Source organism: Flavobacterium sp. DG2-3 (assembly GCF_030730925.1).
In the GTDB taxonomy this organism is placed as follows: Bacteria; Bacteroidota; Bacteroidia; order Flavobacteriales; family Flavobacteriaceae; genus Flavobacterium.
Genome location: NZ_JAVAMB010000014.1, coordinates 22,394 through 42,380, shown reverse-complemented (window position 1 = coordinate 42,380; position 19,987 = coordinate 22,394). Strand labels below are relative to the sequence as shown.

General features: G+C 34.2%; 14 protein-coding genes. 12 read left to right on the top strand and 2 right to left on the bottom strand.

What is annotated here, in order from left to right:
• The first annotated feature begins 181 nt into the window (after positions 1-181).
• From Q9Q97_RS17395 to Q9Q97_RS17385, 3 genes are all read left to right on the top strand, one after another.
• A complete protein-coding gene (locus Q9Q97_RS17395; protein WP_306159409.1) occupies positions 182-2,488 on the top strand; it encodes a TonB-dependent receptor in 2,307 nt (768 codons plus the stop codon).
• A gap of 24 nt (positions 2,489-2,512) precedes the next feature.
• Positions 2,513-3,751, top strand: coding sequence for a DUF4374 domain-containing protein (locus Q9Q97_RS17390; RefSeq protein WP_306159407.1), 1,239 nt, complete (start codon positions 2,513-2,515; stop codon positions 3,749-3,751).
• A gap of 75 nt (positions 3,752-3,826) precedes the next feature.
• On the top strand, positions 3,827-5,275 hold the full coding sequence (locus Q9Q97_RS17385) for a PepSY domain-containing protein (RefSeq protein WP_306159405.1): 1,449 nt from the start codon (positions 3,827-3,829) through the stop codon (positions 5,273-5,275).
• A gap of 96 nt (positions 5,276-5,371) precedes the next feature.
• Here Q9Q97_RS17385 and Q9Q97_RS17380 read toward each other — a convergent pair whose 3' ends face one another.
• Positions 5,372-6,310 (bottom strand): alpha/beta hydrolase, encoded by a 939-nt coding sequence (locus Q9Q97_RS17380; RefSeq protein WP_306159404.1) that lies wholly within the window; start codon positions 6,308-6,310, stop codon positions 5,372-5,374.
• A 408-nt stretch (positions 6,311-6,718) separates the two neighbouring features.
• Here Q9Q97_RS17380 and Q9Q97_RS17375 point away from each other — a divergent pair, with 408 nt between their 5' ends.
• From Q9Q97_RS17375 to Q9Q97_RS17340, 8 genes are all read left to right on the top strand, one after another.
• A complete protein-coding gene (locus tag Q9Q97_RS17375) occupies positions 6,719-8,314 on the top strand; it encodes an MFS transporter (protein WP_306159402.1) in 1,596 nt (531 codons plus the stop codon).
• 98 nt (positions 8,315-8,412) lie between these two features.
• On the top strand, positions 8,413-9,252 hold the full coding sequence (kduI, locus tag Q9Q97_RS17370) for a 5-dehydro-4-deoxy-D-glucuronate isomerase (RefSeq protein ID WP_111377125.1): 840 nt from the start codon (positions 8,413-8,415) through the stop codon (positions 9,250-9,252).
• A gap of 4 nt (positions 9,253-9,256) precedes the next feature.
• Positions 9,257-10,048 carry a gluconate 5-dehydrogenase gene (locus Q9Q97_RS17365; RefSeq protein ID WP_306159398.1) on the top strand — a complete coding sequence of 264 codons (792 nt, stop codon included), beginning with the start codon at positions 9,257-9,259 and terminating at the stop codon, positions 10,046-10,048.
• A gap of 24 nt (positions 10,049-10,072) precedes the next feature.
• A complete protein-coding gene (uxaC, locus tag Q9Q97_RS17360) occupies positions 10,073-11,473 on the top strand; it encodes a glucuronate isomerase (protein WP_306159396.1) in 1,401 nt (466 codons plus the stop codon).
• 289 nt (positions 11,474-11,762) lie between these two features.
• On the top strand, positions 11,763-12,782 hold the full coding sequence (locus Q9Q97_RS17355; protein ID WP_306159394.1) for a sugar kinase: 1,020 nt from the start codon (positions 11,763-11,765) through the stop codon (positions 12,780-12,782).
• 14 nt (positions 12,783-12,796) lie between these two features.
• Positions 12,797-13,465 carry a bifunctional 4-hydroxy-2-oxoglutarate aldolase/2-dehydro-3-deoxy-phosphogluconate aldolase gene (locus Q9Q97_RS17350; RefSeq protein ID WP_306159392.1) on the top strand — a complete coding sequence of 223 codons (669 nt, stop codon included), beginning with the start codon at positions 12,797-12,799 and terminating at the stop codon, positions 13,463-13,465.
• A gap of 221 nt (positions 13,466-13,686) precedes the next feature.
• Positions 13,687-15,132 (top strand): tagaturonate reductase, encoded by a 1,446-nt coding sequence (locus Q9Q97_RS17345; RefSeq protein ID WP_306159390.1) that lies wholly within the window; start codon positions 13,687-13,689, stop codon positions 15,130-15,132.
• Between the two features lie 205 nt (positions 15,133-15,337).
• Positions 15,338-16,960: a UxaA family hydrolase gene (locus Q9Q97_RS17340; RefSeq protein ID WP_306159389.1), complete on the top strand. Its 1,623-nt coding sequence runs from the start codon at positions 15,338-15,340 to the stop codon at positions 16,958-16,960.
• A 267-nt stretch (positions 16,961-17,227) separates the two neighbouring features.
• Here the strand turns inward: Q9Q97_RS17340 and Q9Q97_RS17335 are convergent, their stop codons facing one another.
• A complete protein-coding gene (locus Q9Q97_RS17335; protein ID WP_306159388.1) occupies positions 17,228-18,256 on the bottom strand; it encodes a LacI family DNA-binding transcriptional regulator in 1,029 nt (342 codons plus the stop codon).
• A gap of 288 nt (positions 18,257-18,544) precedes the next feature.
• Here Q9Q97_RS17335 and Q9Q97_RS17330 point away from each other — a divergent pair, with 288 nt between their 5' ends.
• Positions 18,545-19,984 (top strand): glycoside hydrolase family 28 protein, encoded by a 1,440-nt coding sequence (locus tag Q9Q97_RS17330; RefSeq protein WP_306159386.1) that lies wholly within the window; start codon positions 18,545-18,547, stop codon positions 19,982-19,984.
• Positions 19,985-19,987: the final 3 nt, after the last annotated feature.

The window sequence follows — 19,987 nt, the reverse complement described above, 5'->3', positions numbered from 1 at the left end:
GTTTTTACAAAATAATAATCCGTTTTTCCCTATCTTTTTTCAAGACGTTGATGGTACTTTTGCAGCAAAGTTATTTATAATTAGTCTAATTAAAGATATGTCAGCTCAAAAATTTTTATTTACCAGTTTATTTTTTCTAACCACGTTCTTATCCTTTTCCCAGCAAAATCAAGGTTTTACAGTGTCAGGAAAAGTTGTTGAAAATTCTGGAGAAACCGTTCCGTTTGCAACCGTTATCATCGAAAAAACAGGTTTAAGTGTAATGTCAGATGAAAAAGGGAACTATGTTTTAAAAAATGTTCCATCAGGAAAACACACTATAAAAATCTCTGCAATGGGATTTTCAGTTCAAAAAAAACAAATTCAAGTTTCAGGCAATTTAGATCTTTCGATTAAAATGGAAAGTGAATTGCAAGAATTAGAAAACGTATCTGTAATAGGGCGTTCGGCAGTTGATAAGGTAAATAAACAAGCTTATAATGTAACTGCTCTTGATGCAAAAAAACTGCACAACTCTACTTTGGATCTGGCACATGCCTTAGATCGAGTGTCAGGCGTACGTTTTCGTGAAGCTGGAGGTGTAGGATCTCGATCAGAATTATCGATTAATGGATTTTCTGGAAACCAAATTAAAATTTTTATTGACGGCGTACCGATGGATAATTTTGGTTCCTCTTTTCAAATCAATAATATTCCAATTAATCTGGCTGATCGTGTAGAGGTTTACAAAGGTGTTGTGCCTATTTGGTTGGGTGGAGATGCTTTGGGTGGAGCTGTTAATATTGTAACGAATAGCAAACCTCGAACTTATGTGGATGCTTCTTATTCTTTTGGATCATTCAACACATTTAAAACTGCTATAAACGCAGGTTATACTTCAAAAAGTGGTTTTACTACAGAGATTAACGCATTTCAAAATTATTCGGATAATAATTACTGGGTAAATGTTGAAACTAATGATTTAGAAACTGGTAAATATTATCCTGAAACTCGAGTAAGAAGATTTCATGATAATTACCATAACGAAACGGTAATCTTTAAAATTGGAATTACTGGTAAAAAATATGCCGATAAATTGATGGTGGGTTTTACAGCTGGACAAAATAAGGCCGATATTCAAACTGGAGCCAGAATGGTAGCAGTATTTGGCGAAAGGTATAGACGCGGGAATACTTTGATGCCTACTTTGAAATACCAGGTAAAAGATCTATTTACAAAAGGGTTGAATGTGGATGTAACGGGAAATTTTAATTTTGGTTATGAACAAACTGTAGATACAGTAAATAGACGATACAATTGGTTTGGGCAATATACACAAAATGAAGGCCCAGGCGGAGAAGCTGGCAGATCCTTGTATAAATTTAAAAACAACAATGGAGTAGCTACTTTTAATGCTAATTATGCTATAGGAGAACGTCACTCATTGTTGCTAAACAATACATTTAACACATTTGACCGTAAAGGAAGCGATGAACTTTATCCTGAGTCTGTAACGTATCAGCAACCTGAAAAGCTACAAAAGAATATTTTGGCATTTGGCTATAAATTTGACTACAATCAAAAATGGAGCACCTCATTATTTGTAAAGAATTATGATTTAAAAACTACTCTCACCAGAAGTTACAATCCTTCTGGAAACTGGGGAGATGTTGCCTATCAGGAGTTAAATGATAAATCATCTTCTTTAGGTTATGGAGGAGCAAGCAATTATTATTTAAGGCAAAATTTACAAGTAAAAGCTTCTTATGAAAAAACCTATCGATTACCTACACCAAATGAAATTTTTGGTAATCCTAATGATAATTTGCAGGGTAATAATAATTTAAAACCAGAATCGAGTAACAATGTCAATGTAGGTCTTAGTTATCAAACTAGTTTTAATGAAATTAATGCCTTAACATTTGATGTAAATGGTATATATCGTAATGCTACTGATTTTATTCGGACTGAATTTAATAACAATCAGAACAAAACGGTAACAGTTAATCAAGGAAGTGTAAGAACAAAAGGTATTGATGGAGAGATTCGATACTCTTATAAAAACCGATTTACTTCTGGTATTAATATGACGTATCAGGATATACGCAATATGACCAAATATGAGCCAGAGCAAAATTATGTTTCCTACTATTATAAAGACAGAGTGCCCAATATCCCTTATTTATTTGGTAATCTAGATGCAACAGTTTTTTTTAACGATGTATTTAAGAAAGGAAATAATTTATCTGTAGGTTATAATCTTCTTTATGTGCATGCTTATTATCTGTATTGGCCAAGTAGAGGAGGATCAAATGGTAAACACGATATTCCTACACAGCTTAAGCATGATTTAAACTTGGTTTACACGATGGCCAATGGAAAATACAACGTTGCCTTAGAATGCCAGAACTTATTGGATAATGAACTTGTAGATAATTTTTCACTTCAAAAACCTAGTCGTGCTTTTTATCTAAAATTTAGATACTTCTTTAACAAATCGAACAAATAATTTTAATATAAATTTTTAATACTTATGAAAACAATTAGCAAATTACCTTTATTATTGGCTGCATTTGCTTTCACTTTTATTTCATGCGAAAGTAATGATGATAAAAATGAGGGAGCTAGTGGAGAAACAGGAAAATCAAAATATATAGTTACCGTTTCTACAGGAGCAACTGGAGTAGCAGATTATTTATTAACTGCAGACGACGTTTCAAAGGGATTAATTACCACAGCAGGAAACGGACTAGAACAAGACGGTACATATCGTTATTACCTATCTACTCAAAACAAATTTTTTAGTTTCCTTTACGGTCAAGGAAATCCAGGAGCTGTTACTACTTATGGATTAACTGCGGATGGAAATTTAACTAAAACTTCAAATTTCCAAGCAGAGACAGTACAAGTTTTTGCACCAGTTAATAAAGATATTTTAATGGTAAAAGTACCAAGAAGTGGCGCTTCAATTTCTTATATGTATAAAGTTGATGCAGAACAATCTGTACTTACAGGAACAGTATCACAAGATACTAGACTTTTAATTGGAAATAAAAATGCAGATTTAGCTGAAAGAGCTCACTTTACTTGGGCAACTCAAGTAGGAGATAAAGTATTTATGCCTTATATGAAAATTAATGGTATTGCTCCAGATACTTTTGGAACAAGACATCCTGATAGTACTTGGGTAGCTGTTTATAGTTATCCAGATCTAAAATTAGAAAAAGTAATCAAAGATAACCGTACTAGTTATTTAGGAGCTTATTTTACTAATGGATTGTTCCAAGATGAAAAAGGAGACGCTTATGGATTTTCTGGAGCTATTGCAACAGCTAATAATGTTGTAAGCTCTACAAAACCTTCAGCTATTGTTAGAATTAATAAAGGTACTACAGAATTTGACAAATCTTACTTCTTTAATGTTCAGGAAAAATCTGGAGGATACAAGATTTCTTCAACAAGTTATATCTCAAATGGTAAGTTCTTATTATTAATGTACGGAACTCCAGGAACTAATTCAGGAGCTGTTAAGTTAGCTGTTGCTGATGTGTACAACCAAACTTTTAAATGGGTTACTGGTATGCCTGCTGTATTATCAAATGCTACTACTCGTTATAATATTACAACAGAAGATGGAAATTCAGCTGTTCTTGGTGTAAATACTCCTGATGGAAACTGGATTTACGCTATCAATGGAACAACTGGTGTAGCGACACAAGGTATGAAAGTTGAAGGTGGACAAATTACTGCAATCCAGAAATTAAAATACTAATAATTTTTTGCCGTAAGTCCTTATTTTTTATGAGGACTTGCGGTTTTTCTATTTATCCTATTTATCTATCCGAATATGTTTTCTTCTTCAAAACCAAATAATAAGAAAAAAAGTAAAAAGTCGCTTTTTAAGCGTATCATGGCTTGGCTGCATCTGTGGCTTGGTTTGGCATCTGGAATTATTGTAGTTATTGTCAGTCTTACAGGCTGTATTTATGTTTTCGAAAATGAAATAAAAGATTTTATTGAAGACTGGCGTTTTGTAAAACCTCAGAAAGAAGCATTTTTACTGCCCTCTCAATTGGTTACCATTGCAGATAAAAAAATGAAAGACAAGAAAGCTACAAGTGTAACTTTTGGTGCAAAAGACGAAGCAGCAATTGTAGGTTATTTTGTGGAGAAAAAAGAAGAAGGCGAAGGGAGAAGAGGTGAAAAAGGAGGAAATAAAAGAGGTGAACATAAAAGGGGAGAACGTAAAAAAGATTTTGCTCAAAATCAATCAGAAAAAGCAAAATCGGAACTGAAACCTGGTGAAAAAGGTAAGGAAAAAGGAAAAGGTGAAAAACGTAAAGGCGGAAGAAGATCTGGAACTTTTATAAGCGTTTATATGAATCCGTATACGGGAGAAGTATTAAATGTAAAAACTTTTTCGAGAGGAGATTCTCCAGATTTTTTCAGATGGATTTTAAACGGACACCGAGCATTATGGCTTCCTTACGATATTGGAAGGCCAATTGTTGGAGTTGCAGTTTTAATTTTTGTCGTGTTATTAATTTCAGGTATCGTTTTGTGGTGGCCTACAAAATGGATAAAATCTATTATAGATAAAAGTTTTAAAATTAAATGGGATGCCAGCTTTAAACGTGTCAATTATGATATGCATAATGTGTTTGGTTTTTACAGCTGTATTTTCCTGTTTTTTATAGCCGTAACAGGCTTAGTATGGAGTTTTGGATGGTGGAGTAAATCATTGTATTGGGTAACATCTGGAGGTAAACCGCTTACTGAAAACCGCGAATCTCCAAAATCTGACACAACTCATGTAAAAGAATTCAATATTACAACAGCCGATAAAGTTTTATTGAATCTAAGAAAAGAAAATCCTCAGGCAGCGGGAATTTTAATTAGTATTCCAGCGAAACCTGCAGATCCTATTGGTGCTTTTGTTTACAAACAAAAACACACTTTTTATAATATGGACCGATATAGTTATGATCAGCAGAGTTTGAAAGAAATCTCGATTAAAACGCCTTTCTCAGGAAAGTATGTCGAAGCCAACATTCCAGACAAAATCCGACGTATGAATTATGATATTCACGTAGGAAGTGTTCTCGGACTTACAGGAAAAATTATAGCCTTTTTAGCTAGTTTAATTTCTGCCAGCTTACCAATTACAGGATTTATTATCTGGTGGGGAAAACAGAAATTTGGTAAAAAGAAACCTGCTGCAAAACCAAAAGTAGCAAGTAAAGGAATTCCTGTTCCTAAATTGAAAAATACAGCAGAACAAGAGGTTACTGCTTAAGGATATTAAAAATGTTTTTTTTAATTCCTTTTTTGTTTTTTTTTTTTTTTTTTTTGATAAAGGGCAAAACTTGTAAAAGTTTTGCCCTTCTTTTTTTTAATTATATCCGTTTGCTTTTAACCATTCTTCGCAGTCTCTTGTCCAAAATTTGCTAGTGTCTGCAACGCCTAAACCAAATCCGTGGCCTCCTTTTTCATAGATATGAAGTTCTGCCGAAACTCCATTTTTCTTTAAAGCCAAATAGTAATTGATGCTGTTTTCTGGTATCACGACAGTATCGTCTGTGGCATGAATTAAGAAAGTAGGTGGTGTTTTAGAAGTTACTTTCTTTTCATTCGAAAAAGAATCTATTAATTCTTTTGAAGGATTGTTTCCAAGCAAATTGGTTTGCGAACCTTTATGAGTAATTTCGTTTTCCATTGAAATTACAGGATAAATCAAAAGCGAAAAATCGGGACGTGCACTTACTTTAAAAGCAGATTCGTAAACTTTATCATCGTAATGAGTTGATGCGGTAGAAGCCAAATGACCTCCAGCAGAAAAACCTAAAATTCCAATTTTATTTGGGTCTATATTCCATTTTGATGCATTTTGCCTTACGTAACGAATCGCTTCTTGAGCATCTTGTAACGGACCGACATTTTTGTTTTTCATTGTTAAATCTGTCGGCATTCGGTATTTTAATACAAAAGCGGCAATTCCTAAACTATTAAACCATTCTGCAACTTTTGTTCCTTCTTTTTCAAAGGCCAAATGAGTATAGCCGCCACCTGGGCAAATTACAACAGCTGTCTGGTTCGGTTTTGCTTCTTTCGGAATGAAAATGCTTAAAGTAGGAACAGAAACCTGACTTGTGCTCTGCATTTTTCCATCTTTCACGACTTCTTTTTCTTTGTAGTCAGAAGCTTTTACTTCGTCAGGAATTTTACTCCAAAGCGGAATAATTTGATTTTGAGCGTTAACAGTAAATATTCCTGAAAAAAGAAGAAAAGTAAGCGCTGCTCCTCTTAAAGATCGTGTTTTTGTAGTTTTCAATTTGAATTTTAATTAATTGTTGTACAATTGTTTATTTGGTTTTATCGAAAGAAATTCAATAGCATTATTCGAAAAGGGAAATTAAAATGAAACAAACTTCCAAAATATAAATTTCAGGACAATTTTACCCCTTAAAAAGGATGAAATTCACCTATTGGCTTTTAACAAATATATTGTTTAATGTGTAATTTTGTATTCTTTTTTTTATGTAATATGTTTATTTAATGACTTAAAATAATTTTTCATACAATATTATTTGGATTGTACAGATTAAAAACTATATTTGTGCAATCGATTACATTAATTTTCTTTAAAGGTGCTAATTTATTGATTTTAATATTTTTAGAAAGCAGTAAATATAGTCTTTTAAGATTACCAAAATTATAAAAACTATAATACCCACTTACTATGAATCAAACCGAAACTGTTGCAGTAAATGAAAGCATCAAATCTACAGGAAAATACCGTTGGAGCATTTGTGCCTTGCTATTCTTTGCAACCACAATCAATTATCTAGATAGACAAGTTCTTTCTTTAACCTGGAAAGATTTTATTGCGCCTGAATTTCACTGGACGAATAACGATTACGGAAACATTACCGCTTTATTTTCTATTTTTTATGCAGTTTCTCTTTTGTTTGCGGGCCGATTTGTAGATTGGTTGGATACTAAAAAAGGATTTCTTTGGGCAATCGGAATTTGGTCTGTAGGAGCTTGTCTTCATGCATTCTGCGGAATCGCCACATCTGGAATTATTACTGGAGAATGGTTTGTAGGTTTTCATGGTTCAAAAGAAATAATCGGTACAATAAGCGATACAGCGTTAGTAATCAATGTGAGTGTGGCTTTATTTATTTTTGCTCGTTTTGTTTTGGCAGTTGGAGAAGCGGGAAACTTTCCGGCAGCTATTAAAACAACAGCAGAATATTTTCCTAAAAAAGACAGAGCTTTTGCAACAAGTATTTTCAATGCGGGAGCAACAGTTGGAGCTTTAGCGGCACCAATTACAATTCCTTTTATTGCAGAATCTTTCGGATGGGAAATGTCTTTTATTATTATAGGAGCTTTAGGGTTTGTATGGATGGGATTCTGGATGTTTATGTACGATAAACCAGAAAAGCACGCAAGAGTAACGCCAGAAGAATTAGCTTATATTCAGCAAGATGATATTGCAGATAGTAAAATCGAAGGTTATAAGCCAGAAACTACGACTAAAGTTTCTTTAAAGGATTGTTTTAAATACAAACAGACATGGGCTTTTGCATTTGGTAAATTTATGACAGATGGTGTTTGGTGGTTCTTTTTATTCTGGACACCAGCATATTTAAGCTCAGTTTACGGAATGGATTCTACGCAAGCAGCTTTCCCATTGTTTATTTTATACATGATCACTTTACTGTCTATTATTGGCGGATGGCTTCCAACTTATTTTGTAGAGAAAAAAGGAATGAACCCGTATGAAGGCAGAATGAGAGCGATGTTAATTTTTGCCTTTTTTCCTCTGTTGGCTTTAGCGGCTCAGCCTTTAGGATATATTAGTTATTGGGTTCCCGTAATCATTATCGGTATTGCAGGTGCAGCACACCAGTCTTGGTCAGCAAATATTTTTACTACAGTAGGAGATATGTTTCCTAAGAAAGCAATTGCTACGATTACCGGTATCGGTGGATTAGCGGGCGGTGTTGGTTCAACATTGATCAACAAAGGTTCAGGTGTATTATTTGATTTTACACAAAGAAATTGGAGTACGGTAAACGGTCAGCCATTATTGGAAAAATATCCTCAGTTTCAAGATGCAGTAACAGAAAAGGCTTTTCTTGCTGAAAAAGGAGTAGCAAATTTAGAAGACTTTTTAAAATCGCTTACCGCTGCAGGAGATACTGTTGCAAACGGAATCAATTCAGGTTACATGATTATTTTTTCTATTTGTGCGGTTTGTTATTTGACAGGATGGATAGTAATGAAAACTTTAGTTCCAAAATACCGTCCAATTACCGATCTTTAATAGATTTTTTGATAATTGAAACATTTTTTTTCATTTCAATTATGCTATTTAAATATAAAAATATAATTTTGTGCAATCGATTACATTAATTTAAAATTATGACAAAATATAGTTCAAGATACGCGTCAAGCCCTGAAGCTGTTAAAAAATATGATACACAGCAATTGAGAGAAGAATTCCTGATTGATGACTTAATGCAGGAAGATGAAGTAGTATTGGTTTACTCGCATTACGACAGATACATTGCAGGTTCTGCAGTTCCTGTAAAAGGCGATTTAGCTTTAGAAACTATAGATCCGTTAAAAGCTCCTTATTTTTTAGAAAGAAGAGAATTAGGAATTATTAATGTCGGAGGAAGCGGTTCTGTTGTAGTAGAAGGAACAACGTATGAGTTAGGTTTTAAAGATGCTTTGTACATCGGAGCTGGAAATAAAGAAGTTGTTTTTAAAAGTGATGATAAAAACAATCCTGCGAAGTTTTATTTAAACTCTGCACCAGCACATACCACTTATCCAACTAAAAAAGTAAGTTTAGCTGAAGCTAATAAATTACAGTTGGGAACAATGGAAACTGCAAATCACCGTACTGTAAACCAAATGATTATTGGAAGTGTAGTTACAACTTGCCAATTGCAAATGGGAATGACAGAATTAAAGCCAGGAAGTGTTTGGAATACGATGCCAGCGCACGTACACGATCGCAGAATGGAAGTTTATTTTTACTTAGATATTCCACAAGATCAAGCAGTTTGCCACTTTATGGGACAACCGCAGGAAACAAGACACATCTGGATGAACAATCATCAGGCAGTAATTTCTCCGCCTTGGTCAATTCACTCAGGTTCAGGAACTAGTAATTATACTTTTATCTGGGGAATGGCGGGTGAAAACTTAGATTACGGAGATATGGATGTTTGTAAAATCACTGATTTAAGATAAGAAAATGACAAATTTATTTGATATAAAAGGAAAAGTTGCCCTTATCACAGGTTCTACACACGGACTTGGAATGGCAATGGCAAAAGGATTAGGTCAAGCGGGAGCTACAATTGTAGTAAACGGAAATTCTTCTCAAGAAAAAATTGATAACGCTGTAGCGGAATTAAAAAGTGAAGGCATTAATGCAGTTGGTTACAAATTTAATGTAACGGAAGAGCAGGAAGTTAAAACTGCTGTTCAGAAAATTGAAAGCGAAGTAGGACCAATCGATATCCTGATCAACAATGCTGGGATTATCAAAAGAATTCCGCTTCTAGATATGGAAGTTTCAGATTTCAGAGAAGTAGTAGATATTGACTTGGTAAGTCCGTTTATTGTTTCTAAGCATGTTGCTAAAGGAATGATTTCAAGAAGACAAGGAAAAATCATCAACATTTGCTCAATGATGAGTGAATTGGGAAGAAATACAGTTTCTGCTTACGCTGCTGCGAAAGGAGGCTTGAAAATGCTGACTAAAAACATGGCAACAGAATGGGCAAAGTATAACGTTCAAATCAACGGAATTGGTCCTGGATATTTTGCTACAGAACAGACAAAGCCAATCCGCGTAGACGGACATCCTTTTAATGATTTTATTATTAGTAGAACGCCAGCGGCTAAATGGGGAGATCCAAGTGATTTAGCTGGAGCAGCGATATTTTTATCATCAAAAGCAAGTGATTTTGTAAACGGTCACATTTTGTATGTTGACGGAGGAATCCTTGCGACAATCGGAAAACCTTCAAACGAAGAATAATTTTCAAATTATATTTTAAAAGACATGAGCCAGACTTTCATCAACGATAATTTTTTATTAGAAAATAAATATGCTGAAGAGTTGTATCACAATTACTCTAAAAATCAGCCAATCATAGATTACCATAATCACTTAAATCCGCAGTTTATTGCAGAAGATAAAATCTTTGACAATATCACTCAGGTTTGGATTAACGGTGACCACTACAAATGGCGTGCAATGCGTACATTAGGAATCAACGAGCAGTTTGTAACTGGAAACGGTTCAGATAAAGATAAATTCTTAAACTGGGGAAGAACAGTTCCGTACACAATGCGTAATCCGTTGTACCACTGGACGCACTTAGAATTGGCTCGTTATTTTGATATTTATGATTTATTGAATGAAAAGTCAGCTGAGAAAATTTATTTAGAAACTTCAGAAAAAGTAAATTCTCCAGCATACAGCACGCAAAATCTTCTTAAAAAAGTAAACGCTGAATTGGTTTGTACTACAGAAGATCCAATCGATACATTAGAATTTCACCAGAAATTCGCAAACAATTCGACTGGAATCAAAATGAGTACAGCTTTCAGACCTGATAAAGCCATCTTAATTGCTAATGATGGATATAATGCATATCTGGACACATTAGGGGATGTGTCCGGAGTTGCAATTAACACGTATGCTGATTTACAGTCTGCATTAAGAAAAAGAATTGAATTCTTTAATGCAAACGGATGTAAATTAAGTGACCACGGTTTAAATCAAATTGATTTTGAAAACTTTACAGAAAGTGAAGTAAATGCTATTTTCAAAAAGAAAAGAGAAAACGGCGAATTGTCTCCAGAAGAAGTTTTAAAATTCCATAGTGCTATTTTAGTTTTCTTATCAGAGACGTACCATGAGTTTGGATGGGTACAGCAGTTTCACTTAGGTGCATTGCGTAACAATAATGCTCGTATGCACAGAATTTTAGGCCCAGATACAGGATGGGATTCTATCGGAGATTATCCTCAAGCTCAAAAATTATCTGCTTTCTTAAATGCTTTAGACAGTAAAGATAAATTGACTAAAACGATCATTTACAACCTAAATCCTGCAGATAACGAAGTTATGGCAACAATGATTGGAAACTTCAACGACGGAAGCGTTCGCGGAAAAGTACAATTTGGTTCTGGATGGTGGTTCTTAGATCAGAAAGATGGAATGACAAAACAATTGAATGCTTTGTCTAATATGGGATTAATCAGCTGTTTTGTTGGAATGTTAACAGATTCTAGAAGTTTCCTATCATTCCCAAGACACGAATATTTCAGACGTATTTTGTGTAATCTTTTGGGAGACGAAATCAAAAGAGGAGAATTGCCAAACGATATGGAATGGATCGGAAAATTAGTTTCTGACATCTCATACAATAACGCAAAAGAGTATTTCAAATTTTAAGAAAAGTTTTTTGAACCATTAAGACATTAAGAGATTAAGTTTTTTTTTGGAATCTGATTTTAGAAGCTGAAAGCTTCACATGTTTATAGCAAATGAATAATTTTAGCCACGTTCGACTCCTACGGAGTCGTATGTTTGAGAATATTTTAGATCTATAAACATATGAACCTTTCAGGTTCAGAATTGGAAAATCTCTAACTTATTTTGGATTTTCTTTCAATAAAGAAAACTTAATTTCCTTAATTTCTTAATGGTAAAAATACCTTTAATGGTAAAATAAAAATATAATATGAGTAGAGTAGTTGCATTTGGAGAAATCATGCTTCGTCTTTCGACAGAGAGACATTTACGTTTTTCACAGTCTACAGCATTTGGTGCTACTTATGGAGGCGGTGAATTTAATGTTTGTGTTTCTTTGGCAAATTATGGTGTAAATGCCGAATTTGTTACCAGACTGCCAGAAAACGAAATTGGTTTTTCGGCATTAAAAGAAATGAGAAAAATGAACGTGGAGTCGAAAAACATTGTTTACGGCGGAGAACGTTTAGGAATTTATTTCTTGGAAACTGGAGCAGGAACACGTGGCAGTAATGTAGTTTACGACCGTGCACATAGTGCGATGTCGACTATTCAAAAAGGGCAAGTTGACTGGGAAACAGTTTTGGAAGGAGCAGAGTGGTTTCACTGGAGCGGAATTACACCAGCAATTTCTCAAAGTGCTGCCGAAGCTTGTTTAGAAGCAATTCAAGTGGCTCATAAAAAAGGAATTAAAATTTCTTGCGACTTAAATTACAGATCAAAATTGTGGCAATATGGTAAAACGCCAAGCGAAGTAATGCCAGAAATGCTACAATACAGCAATGTGATTTTGGGAGATATTGATACTGCTTATTTCATGTTAGGAATTCCGAAAATGAATCCGAATTATCAGGATGAGAAAACGCTTCCTGCGGTATATGATAAATTGTTTCAATTAATTCCGAATTTGAAGATTGCTGCAACAACGCTTCGTTATTCTGTAAGCGCTTCTCACCAAAGAATTGGCGGAATTTTATATGACGGAAAAGCAATTCACAGCGCTGCTGTAAAAGAAGTTACTCCAGTTGTAGATCGCGTAGGAAGCGGTGATGCTTTTATGGGCGGATTAATCTACGGTTTATTGGAATATGATAATAACCAAAGAGCGTTGGATTTTGCAGTTGCGGCTTGTTGCTTAAAACATACCATTGCTGGAGATTACAACTTGGTTACCTTAAAAGAAGTGGAAAATATGATTGATGGTGATGGTTCTGCATTAGTATCAAGATAATTTTAAAATAAAAAATGGCAAAATATTCAAGAATAGAAGTCGCTTCTCAAATGAAAGAAAACGGAATGGTTCCGCTTTTTTTTCATTCGGATATCGAATTAAGTAAGAAAGTTTTAAAGGCCTGTTACGACGGAGGTTCTAGATTAATGGAATTTACAAGCCGTGGTGATTTTGCTCATGAAATTTTTGGAGCTTTAAACAAATATGCTTTAGCAGAACTTCCAGGAATGATTTTAGGAGTGGGTTCTGTAACAGATGCAGCTTCGGCTTCATTATATATGAGTTTAGGGGCGAATTTTATTGTAACTCCGGTTTTTAGAGAAGATATAGCTATAGCTTGTAATCGCAAAAAAGTGCTTTGGTCGCCAGGTTGCGGAACTTTGACAGAGATTGCAAGAGCAGAAGAATTAGGCTGTGAGATTGTAAAATTATTTCCAGCAGATATTTACGGACCAGAATTCATTAAAGCTATAAAAGGCCCTTGTCCATGGACAAACATTATGCCTACAGGAGGTGTTTATCCAACGGTTGAAAGTTTGAGTTCTTGGCTAAATGCAGGTGCTACTTGCGTTGGTTTAGGTTCGCAGCTAATTTCAAAAGACATATTAGAGAATAAAGATTTCGAAGGACTGACTGCAAAAGTGAAACAGGTTCTTGACATTATAAAAGATATTAGAAAATAGATTAAGGGGTAATCATGCCGAACTCCTTATTTTATAAGTTTTTTTTAGATTTTTAGAGATTGTAATTGAGCATTACGCTTGAAAAATTTGGTTTGCCATTCCTCACAGCAGACTTTATTTTACCCAATCGAGTGTAATGTTTCATTTACAGTTTTAAAAAAAGGACATAAACAATAGGGATTTATAGTGGTTATTTAAAACACTTTAAAGAAAAATTTAAAATGAAAAAATTAAATAGAATAAATACAGGATTAGAAAAGTTACAGCCAATTAAGGTTGTTCAGTTTGGAGAAGGGAACTTTTTAAGAGCTTTTGTAGATTACGCTTTTCACAAACTAAATACTGAAGTTGATTTTAATGCCGGTATTGCAATAGTTCAGCCTTTGAAAGACGGTATGGTCAACATGATTAATGATCAGGACGGTTTGTATACTTTGTTTATGAACGGAATCAAAAAAGGTGAAAAAATACAAAATATTGAGTTAATTTCTAATATTGTAAAAACTGTAAACCCTTATACTGAATTTTCAAATTATTTGGCTTTGGCTAAAGAAGAAGAACTTCAGTTTATTGTTTCTAATACTACTGAAGCTGGAATTGAATTCATTGGAAGTGATACTCCAGACATGCAGCCACCCGTGTCGTTTCCTGCAAAGCTGACGGTTTTATTATATGAAAGATTTAAACATTTTAATGGTGATGCTTCTAAAGGAGTAACAATTATTCCATGTGAATTGATTGATTATAACTCAGAGACACTGAAAAAATATATTTTGCAATATGTTGATTTATGGAAATTAGAAGATGCATTTAAAACTTGGGTATCTGATGCTTGTACCTATCACAGTACTTTGGTTGACAGAATTGTTCCTGGATACCCAAGAGCTGAAATTGAAGAATACAATAGTAAATTAGATTATCAGGACAATTTAATTGTTGCTGCTGAACCTTTTTTCCTTTGGGCTATTGAAGGTGGAGATGATTTAAAAGCAAAATTGCCTTTTGATAAAACAGATTTGAATGTAAAAATTGTTGATGATATACGTCCTTTTAAAATGATTAAAGTTCGTATTTTAAACGGTTCTCACACGGCAATGGTTCCTTTTTCACTTTTGTATGGTAATAAATTAGTGATGGAAACTGTTAACGGAGATTTTACAGGAAAATTTGTAAATAGCGTTATTGGTGAAATTAGTGAAACGCTTGATATGGATAAAAATGAAATTACTGCCTATTGTGAGGAAGTGATGGACCGATTTAAAAATCCATTTATCAAACATGCACTTGCTGATATTGCGTTAAATTCTATTTCGAAATTCAAAGTAAGAGTTTTGCCTAGTTTATTAGGATATTATAATGCTAACAAAAAATTACCAGTTAATTTGACTTTCTCATTAGCGAGTTTAATTCGCTTTTATAAAGGAACATGGAACGGACAAGAATTACCGGTTAAAGATGGTGAAGATATTATAACGTTTTTTAGCGGACTTTGGAAATCTGATGATTACGAGAAAATCGCTCGTTTGACATTACAAAATAAATCTTTCTGGGATGAAGACTTAACAGAAATTCCAGGATTAACAAGAGCAATTACAATAGCTTTAGAAGAAATTGATTCAAACGGAATTGAAGCTGGTTTTGCTAAGTTTCAAGAAAGAATAAAATAAAGAGGATCTAAGATTAAAATCTAATTTGATCTGCTGAAATCTTTTATAATCTGCGTGAAATATTTTTCACGCAGATTTACACAGATTAAAGCAGATTTATGGAGATTTAAATTTAAGATTGTGAGTAAGATTGAGAAAAAGTGAATTATACTCAATTGCTTGAAAATAAAAGAAAAACAAAAAGAACAAAGAACAAAGGTTAATTATGGCAACGCAGAAAAAATTAATAAAAGTACATCCTACTGATAACGTAGCGGTGGCTTTGGTAAATCTGTCAGCTGGCGAAGTGATTGATTTTGAAGGACAATCAATTGCTGTTGAGTCTGATGTGAAAATGAAACATAAGATTGCAATGGTTCCTTTTAATGTAGGAGACAGAATCATTATGTATGGTGTTTTGGTTGGAAAAGCAAGTGCAAGAATCGAAAAAGGAGGATTGCTTTCTACTGCAAACGTAAAACACGAGAGTGATAAAGTTACAGGTAAAACGGAAACTATTGGCTGGACAGCTCCAAATGTGGATAAATGGAAAGACAGAACGTGGCAGGGCTATCATAGAGAAGACGGGCAGGTTGGAACAGAAAATGTGTGGTTGTTTTTTCCATTGGTTTTTTGTGAAAACAGAAACATCGAAATCTTAAAAGACATTTTTGAGAAAGAGTTGATGAAACCTAAAGAAAACGACTATCAATTATTGTTGCGTTCTTTGGTGAAATCAGAAACGGGTGGAGCAGGAAATCAAGAAGCTTCAAACGACGCTAACTTGTTCAATAATATCGAAGTAAAATTCATTACGCACCAAGGAGGTTGTGGTGGAATTCGTCAGGATTCTCATAGTTTAGCTAAGCTTTTAGCTGGTTATGTAAACAATCCAAACGTAGCTGGAGCGACTGTATTGAGTTTAGGATGTCAAAATCTTCAGATTTCAATTTTTAAAGAAGCTTTAGATGCTATTAATCCAGACAGTAAAAAGCCTGTTTTAATTTACGATCAGCAGTCTATCGGAACTATTGAAACGATGTTGAGCAGTGTGGTAAAAGATACTTTTGAAGCGATTAAAAAAGCAAACGAAATTAAGAGAGAACCAGCTCCATTATCTAAGCTTAGAATTGGTTTAGAATGCGGTGGATCTGACGGATTCTCTGGAATTTCTGCTAACCCAACTTTAGGAGTTTTGTCTGATAAATTGGCAGCATTAGGAGGAACGACAATTCTTTCTGAATTCCCAGAATTATGTGGTGTAGAGCAAGAATTGGTAAACCGTTGTGTGGATGACGAAGACGGAAAACGTTTCTTAGATTTGATGAAGTGGTACGAAAAAACAGTTGTTGATGCTGGTTCAGGATTTGATATGAATCCATCTCCAGGTAACATCAAAGACGGTTTGATTACGGATGCTATGAAATCTGCAGGAGCGGCTAAAAAAGGAGGAACATCTCCAATTGCTGGTGTTTACGATTATGGTGAGTATATTAACGAGCCAGGATTAACATTGTTATGTACGCCAGGAAATGATGTGGAGTGTACAACTGCAATGGTAGGCTCGGGAGCGAATATGGTATTGTTTACAACAGGTTTAGGAACTCCGACAGGAAATCCAATTGCGCCAGTAGTAAAAATATCTTCTAACTCAGAGTTGGCGGCAAAAATGTCTGACATTATCGATATTGACACTGGTGGAATCATCAAAGGAGAAAAATCTATCGAAGAAATGGCTGATGAAATGCTTGAAACTATTATCGATATTGCGAGTGGTACGGTAAAAACTAAAGCGGCGATATTAAATCAGAACGATTTTATTCCTTGGAAAAGAGGAGTCTCGTTGTAGGTTTTTAAACCATATAAGTTATATAAGTCCATTTAAAAGATACTTTTAGATGGACTTTTTTTTGCAGCAAAAAAAAATAACATTTAAGTGTATTGATTTCCTGCAAGGTTTCCAAAACCTTGTAGGTCTCCTGCGCTCAGCGGTTGAAAATGCGAAATAGAATAATGAAATTTTGTTTTACTATAAAAGTAAATACCTACAAGGTTTTGGAAACCTTGCAGGAAAGCTTAAAATGAACTTATATCACTTATATGGTTTAAAAACTAATTAGAAATTAGTTCTAGTAGAAGATTTACGAATGTGTAATTCTGGGGCAAGGACAACCTTTTTTTCGATTTTGATTGTATCGGTTTTGTCGACCTGTTCTAAGAAAACGCGAGCAGACATTTTTCCCATTTCTAAAGGCGACTGATCTACAGAAGTGATCGATAATTCCATGAATTTAGTAAAAGGCTCATTACTAAAACCAGCTACGCAAAACTCATTTGGAATACTGATATTTCTGTTTTGAAGTTCTTGAATTGCGCCTAGAGCGGCGAAATCACTAGAAGAGAATATCGCGTCTGGCGGAGTTTGTAAACCCAATAATGCAGTCGCAGCTTCTTTACCTGCTTCAACACTACTTTTTACGTAAATAACATATTCTTCGTTAAATTGAAGTCCGTTGTCTAGTAAAGCTTGTTTATAGCCTAAAAACCTGTTTTTAAAGATATCTAAAGACTGATCTCCAGAAAAATGTGCAATATGTCGGCAACCTTCATCGATTAAATGTTTGGTGGCTAAATAGCCTCCTTTAAAGTCATTAATGGTTACAGAACTTACGCCATCAATATGTTTGCTTCTATCGAAAAATATCAGAGGGACATTTTTTTCTAAAACATTTCTGAAAGCGCTATCATTTTCATCTGAAATACCAGTAACCGACATCATGATACCGTCTACCTGTGCATCTACCAGCGTATGAAGGTTTTCATTTTCTCTTTTAATGCTTTCATGCGTTTGGCAGATGATAACCTGATAACCGTGAGGATAAAGTTCTTCTTCGATTCCTCGAATAACCGAAGCGAAAAAGTTACTGTCAATACGCGGAACAATAACTCCGATATTATTGCTTCGACCGCTCTTTAAAGCTAGTGCCAATTTGTTTTGCTTGTAGTTCATCGCAGCAGCTGTCTTGATAACCAACTCACGCGTCGCTTCCTTTATTTTAGGATTATTGTTTAACGCTCTGGAAACTGTTGCAGCTGTGATGTTTAATTTTTCAGCAATATCGTAAATAGTTACTTTTTCACTCATTCAAAAAAAAGTTTTCGGATTATTTTTAGACAAAAGTACATTTTTTTTCATTATGTAATAAAAATTGTTATCGATTACCATATCGAAAAGCTAAAACGTTTTAGATTCTACAATGATAATAAATTATCTAATTTTTTGCATTAAATGTAATTAAATTTTGCAATAAAAATTAAATATATAATTTTTTTCTAAATTAATTTGGTCTCTTAGAACAATTTTTCTACTTTCGTGTAATCGATTACATAAATCTTAAGATTTTTGGCGTCCAAACAAGAAATATCTATACAAATGATTACAAATAAGATAGTCACATTTAAAAAGATTCTTTTTTTCGCTGCTTTGGGGCTGTCATTGGCATCTTGCACAAGACATTCTTCTTCAATCTCATCAGATAATCCATGGCAGAGAATGGATTTGGTCGTAAAAAGTATTCCGCAAACAGATTTCTCACATAAAATATATAACATAAATGATTTTGGTGCTGTTGCTGATGGAAAAACATTAAACACGGTAGCTTTCCAAAAAGCAATACAAAAATGTGCAGCAAATGGAGGCGGTCGAGTTTTGGTTCCAAACGGAAAATATTTGACAGGAGCGATTCATTTAGAAAGCAATGTCAACTTGCATTTAGAAGATAATGCTGAGATTCTTTTTAGTATAAACCCGAAAGATTATCCTATTGTGCATACTTCTTGGGAAGGTACAGAAGTAATGAACTTTTCGCCACTTATTTATGCTAAAAACAAAACCAATATTGCAGTTACAGGAAAAGGGACTTTAAACGGTCAGGCTGACAGCACCAATTGGTGGATTTGGTCTGGAGGAAAAAATTATGGCTGGAAAAAAGGAATTCCATCTCAAAATGATCCAACAAATCGTGAGGTTTTGGTGGATATGGCAGAAAAAGGGATTCCGGTAGCAGAAAGAGTTTTTGGAGAAGGACGTTATTTAAGACCAAACTTTATCGAGTTTTTTGAATGCAACACAGCCTTGATAAAAGATGTAACCATTATTAATTCTCCTTTTTGGATTTTACATCCGATAAAAACCAATAACATGATTATTGACGGAGTAACGGTCAATAGCCATGGCCCGAATAATGACGGCTGTGATCCAGAATATTCGCAGAACATTTTAATCAAAAACTGCACTTTTAATACTGGGGATGATTGTATTGCTATTAAAGCAGGACGAGATGGCGACGGAAGGAGAGTGGCAATACCAAGTAAAAATATAATTGTGCAAAACTGCAAAATGATTGATGGACACGGCGGTGTTGTAATTGGAAGTGAAATTTCAGCAGGAGTAAATAATGTTTTTGTTGAAAACTGTGTGATGGACAGTCCAAATTTAGATCGTGCCATTCGCATTAAAACAAATTCAAAAAGAGGAGGAATTATAGAAGATGTCTATGTTCGAAATCTTGAAGTGGGCACGGTGAAAGAATGTGTTTTAAAACTAAACATGTTTTACAACGTATACGGATCTCAGATAGGAAATTTTATTCCGACGATCAGAAATATAAGCTTAGAGAATGTCACGGTGAAAAACGGTGGAAAATACAGCGTTTGGGCAGAAGGTTACGCGGAGTCTCCAGTTGAGAATATTACGCTGAAAAATGTAAAAATCCAAAAAGTAGATTCGGTCTACTTATTAAAAAATGTAAAAAATATAAACTTTATAAATACCTATATCAATGAGAAAAAAGTAGAATCTATTAAAAACTAAACA

Coding starts and splice junctions, on each gene's coding strand:
- kduI (WP_111377125.1), top strand. CDS start 8,413: ATGACAAAATATAGTTCAAGATACGCGTCAAGCCCTGAAGCTGTTAAA.
- Q9Q97_RS17335 (WP_306159388.1), bottom strand. CDS start 18,256: ATGAGTGAAAAAGTAACTATTTACGATATTGCTGAAAAATTAAACATC.
- Q9Q97_RS17375 (WP_306159402.1), top strand. CDS start 6,719: ATGAATCAAACCGAAACTGTTGCAGTAAATGAAAGCATCAAATCTACA.
- Q9Q97_RS17390 (WP_306159407.1), top strand. CDS start 2,513: ATGAAAACAATTAGCAAATTACCTTTATTATTGGCTGCATTTGCTTTC.
- uxaC (WP_306159396.1), top strand. CDS start 10,073: ATGAGCCAGACTTTCATCAACGATAATTTTTTATTAGAAAATAAATAT.
- Q9Q97_RS17345 (WP_306159390.1), top strand. CDS start 13,687: ATGAAAAAATTAAATAGAATAAATACAGGATTAGAAAAGTTACAGCCA.
- Q9Q97_RS17350 (WP_306159392.1), top strand. CDS start 12,797: ATGGCAAAATATTCAAGAATAGAAGTCGCTTCTCAAATGAAAGAAAAC.
- Q9Q97_RS17355 (WP_306159394.1), top strand. CDS start 11,763: ATGAGTAGAGTAGTTGCATTTGGAGAAATCATGCTTCGTCTTTCGACA.
- Q9Q97_RS17330 (WP_306159386.1), top strand. CDS start 18,545: ATGATTACAAATAAGATAGTCACATTTAAAAAGATTCTTTTTTTCGCT.
- Q9Q97_RS17365 (WP_306159398.1), top strand. CDS start 9,257: ATGACAAATTTATTTGATATAAAAGGAAAAGTTGCCCTTATCACAGGT.
- Q9Q97_RS17385 (WP_306159405.1), top strand. CDS start 3,827: ATGTTTTCTTCTTCAAAACCAAATAATAAGAAAAAAAGTAAAAAGTCG.
- Q9Q97_RS17340 (WP_306159389.1), top strand. CDS start 15,338: ATGGCAACGCAGAAAAAATTAATAAAAGTACATCCTACTGATAACGTA.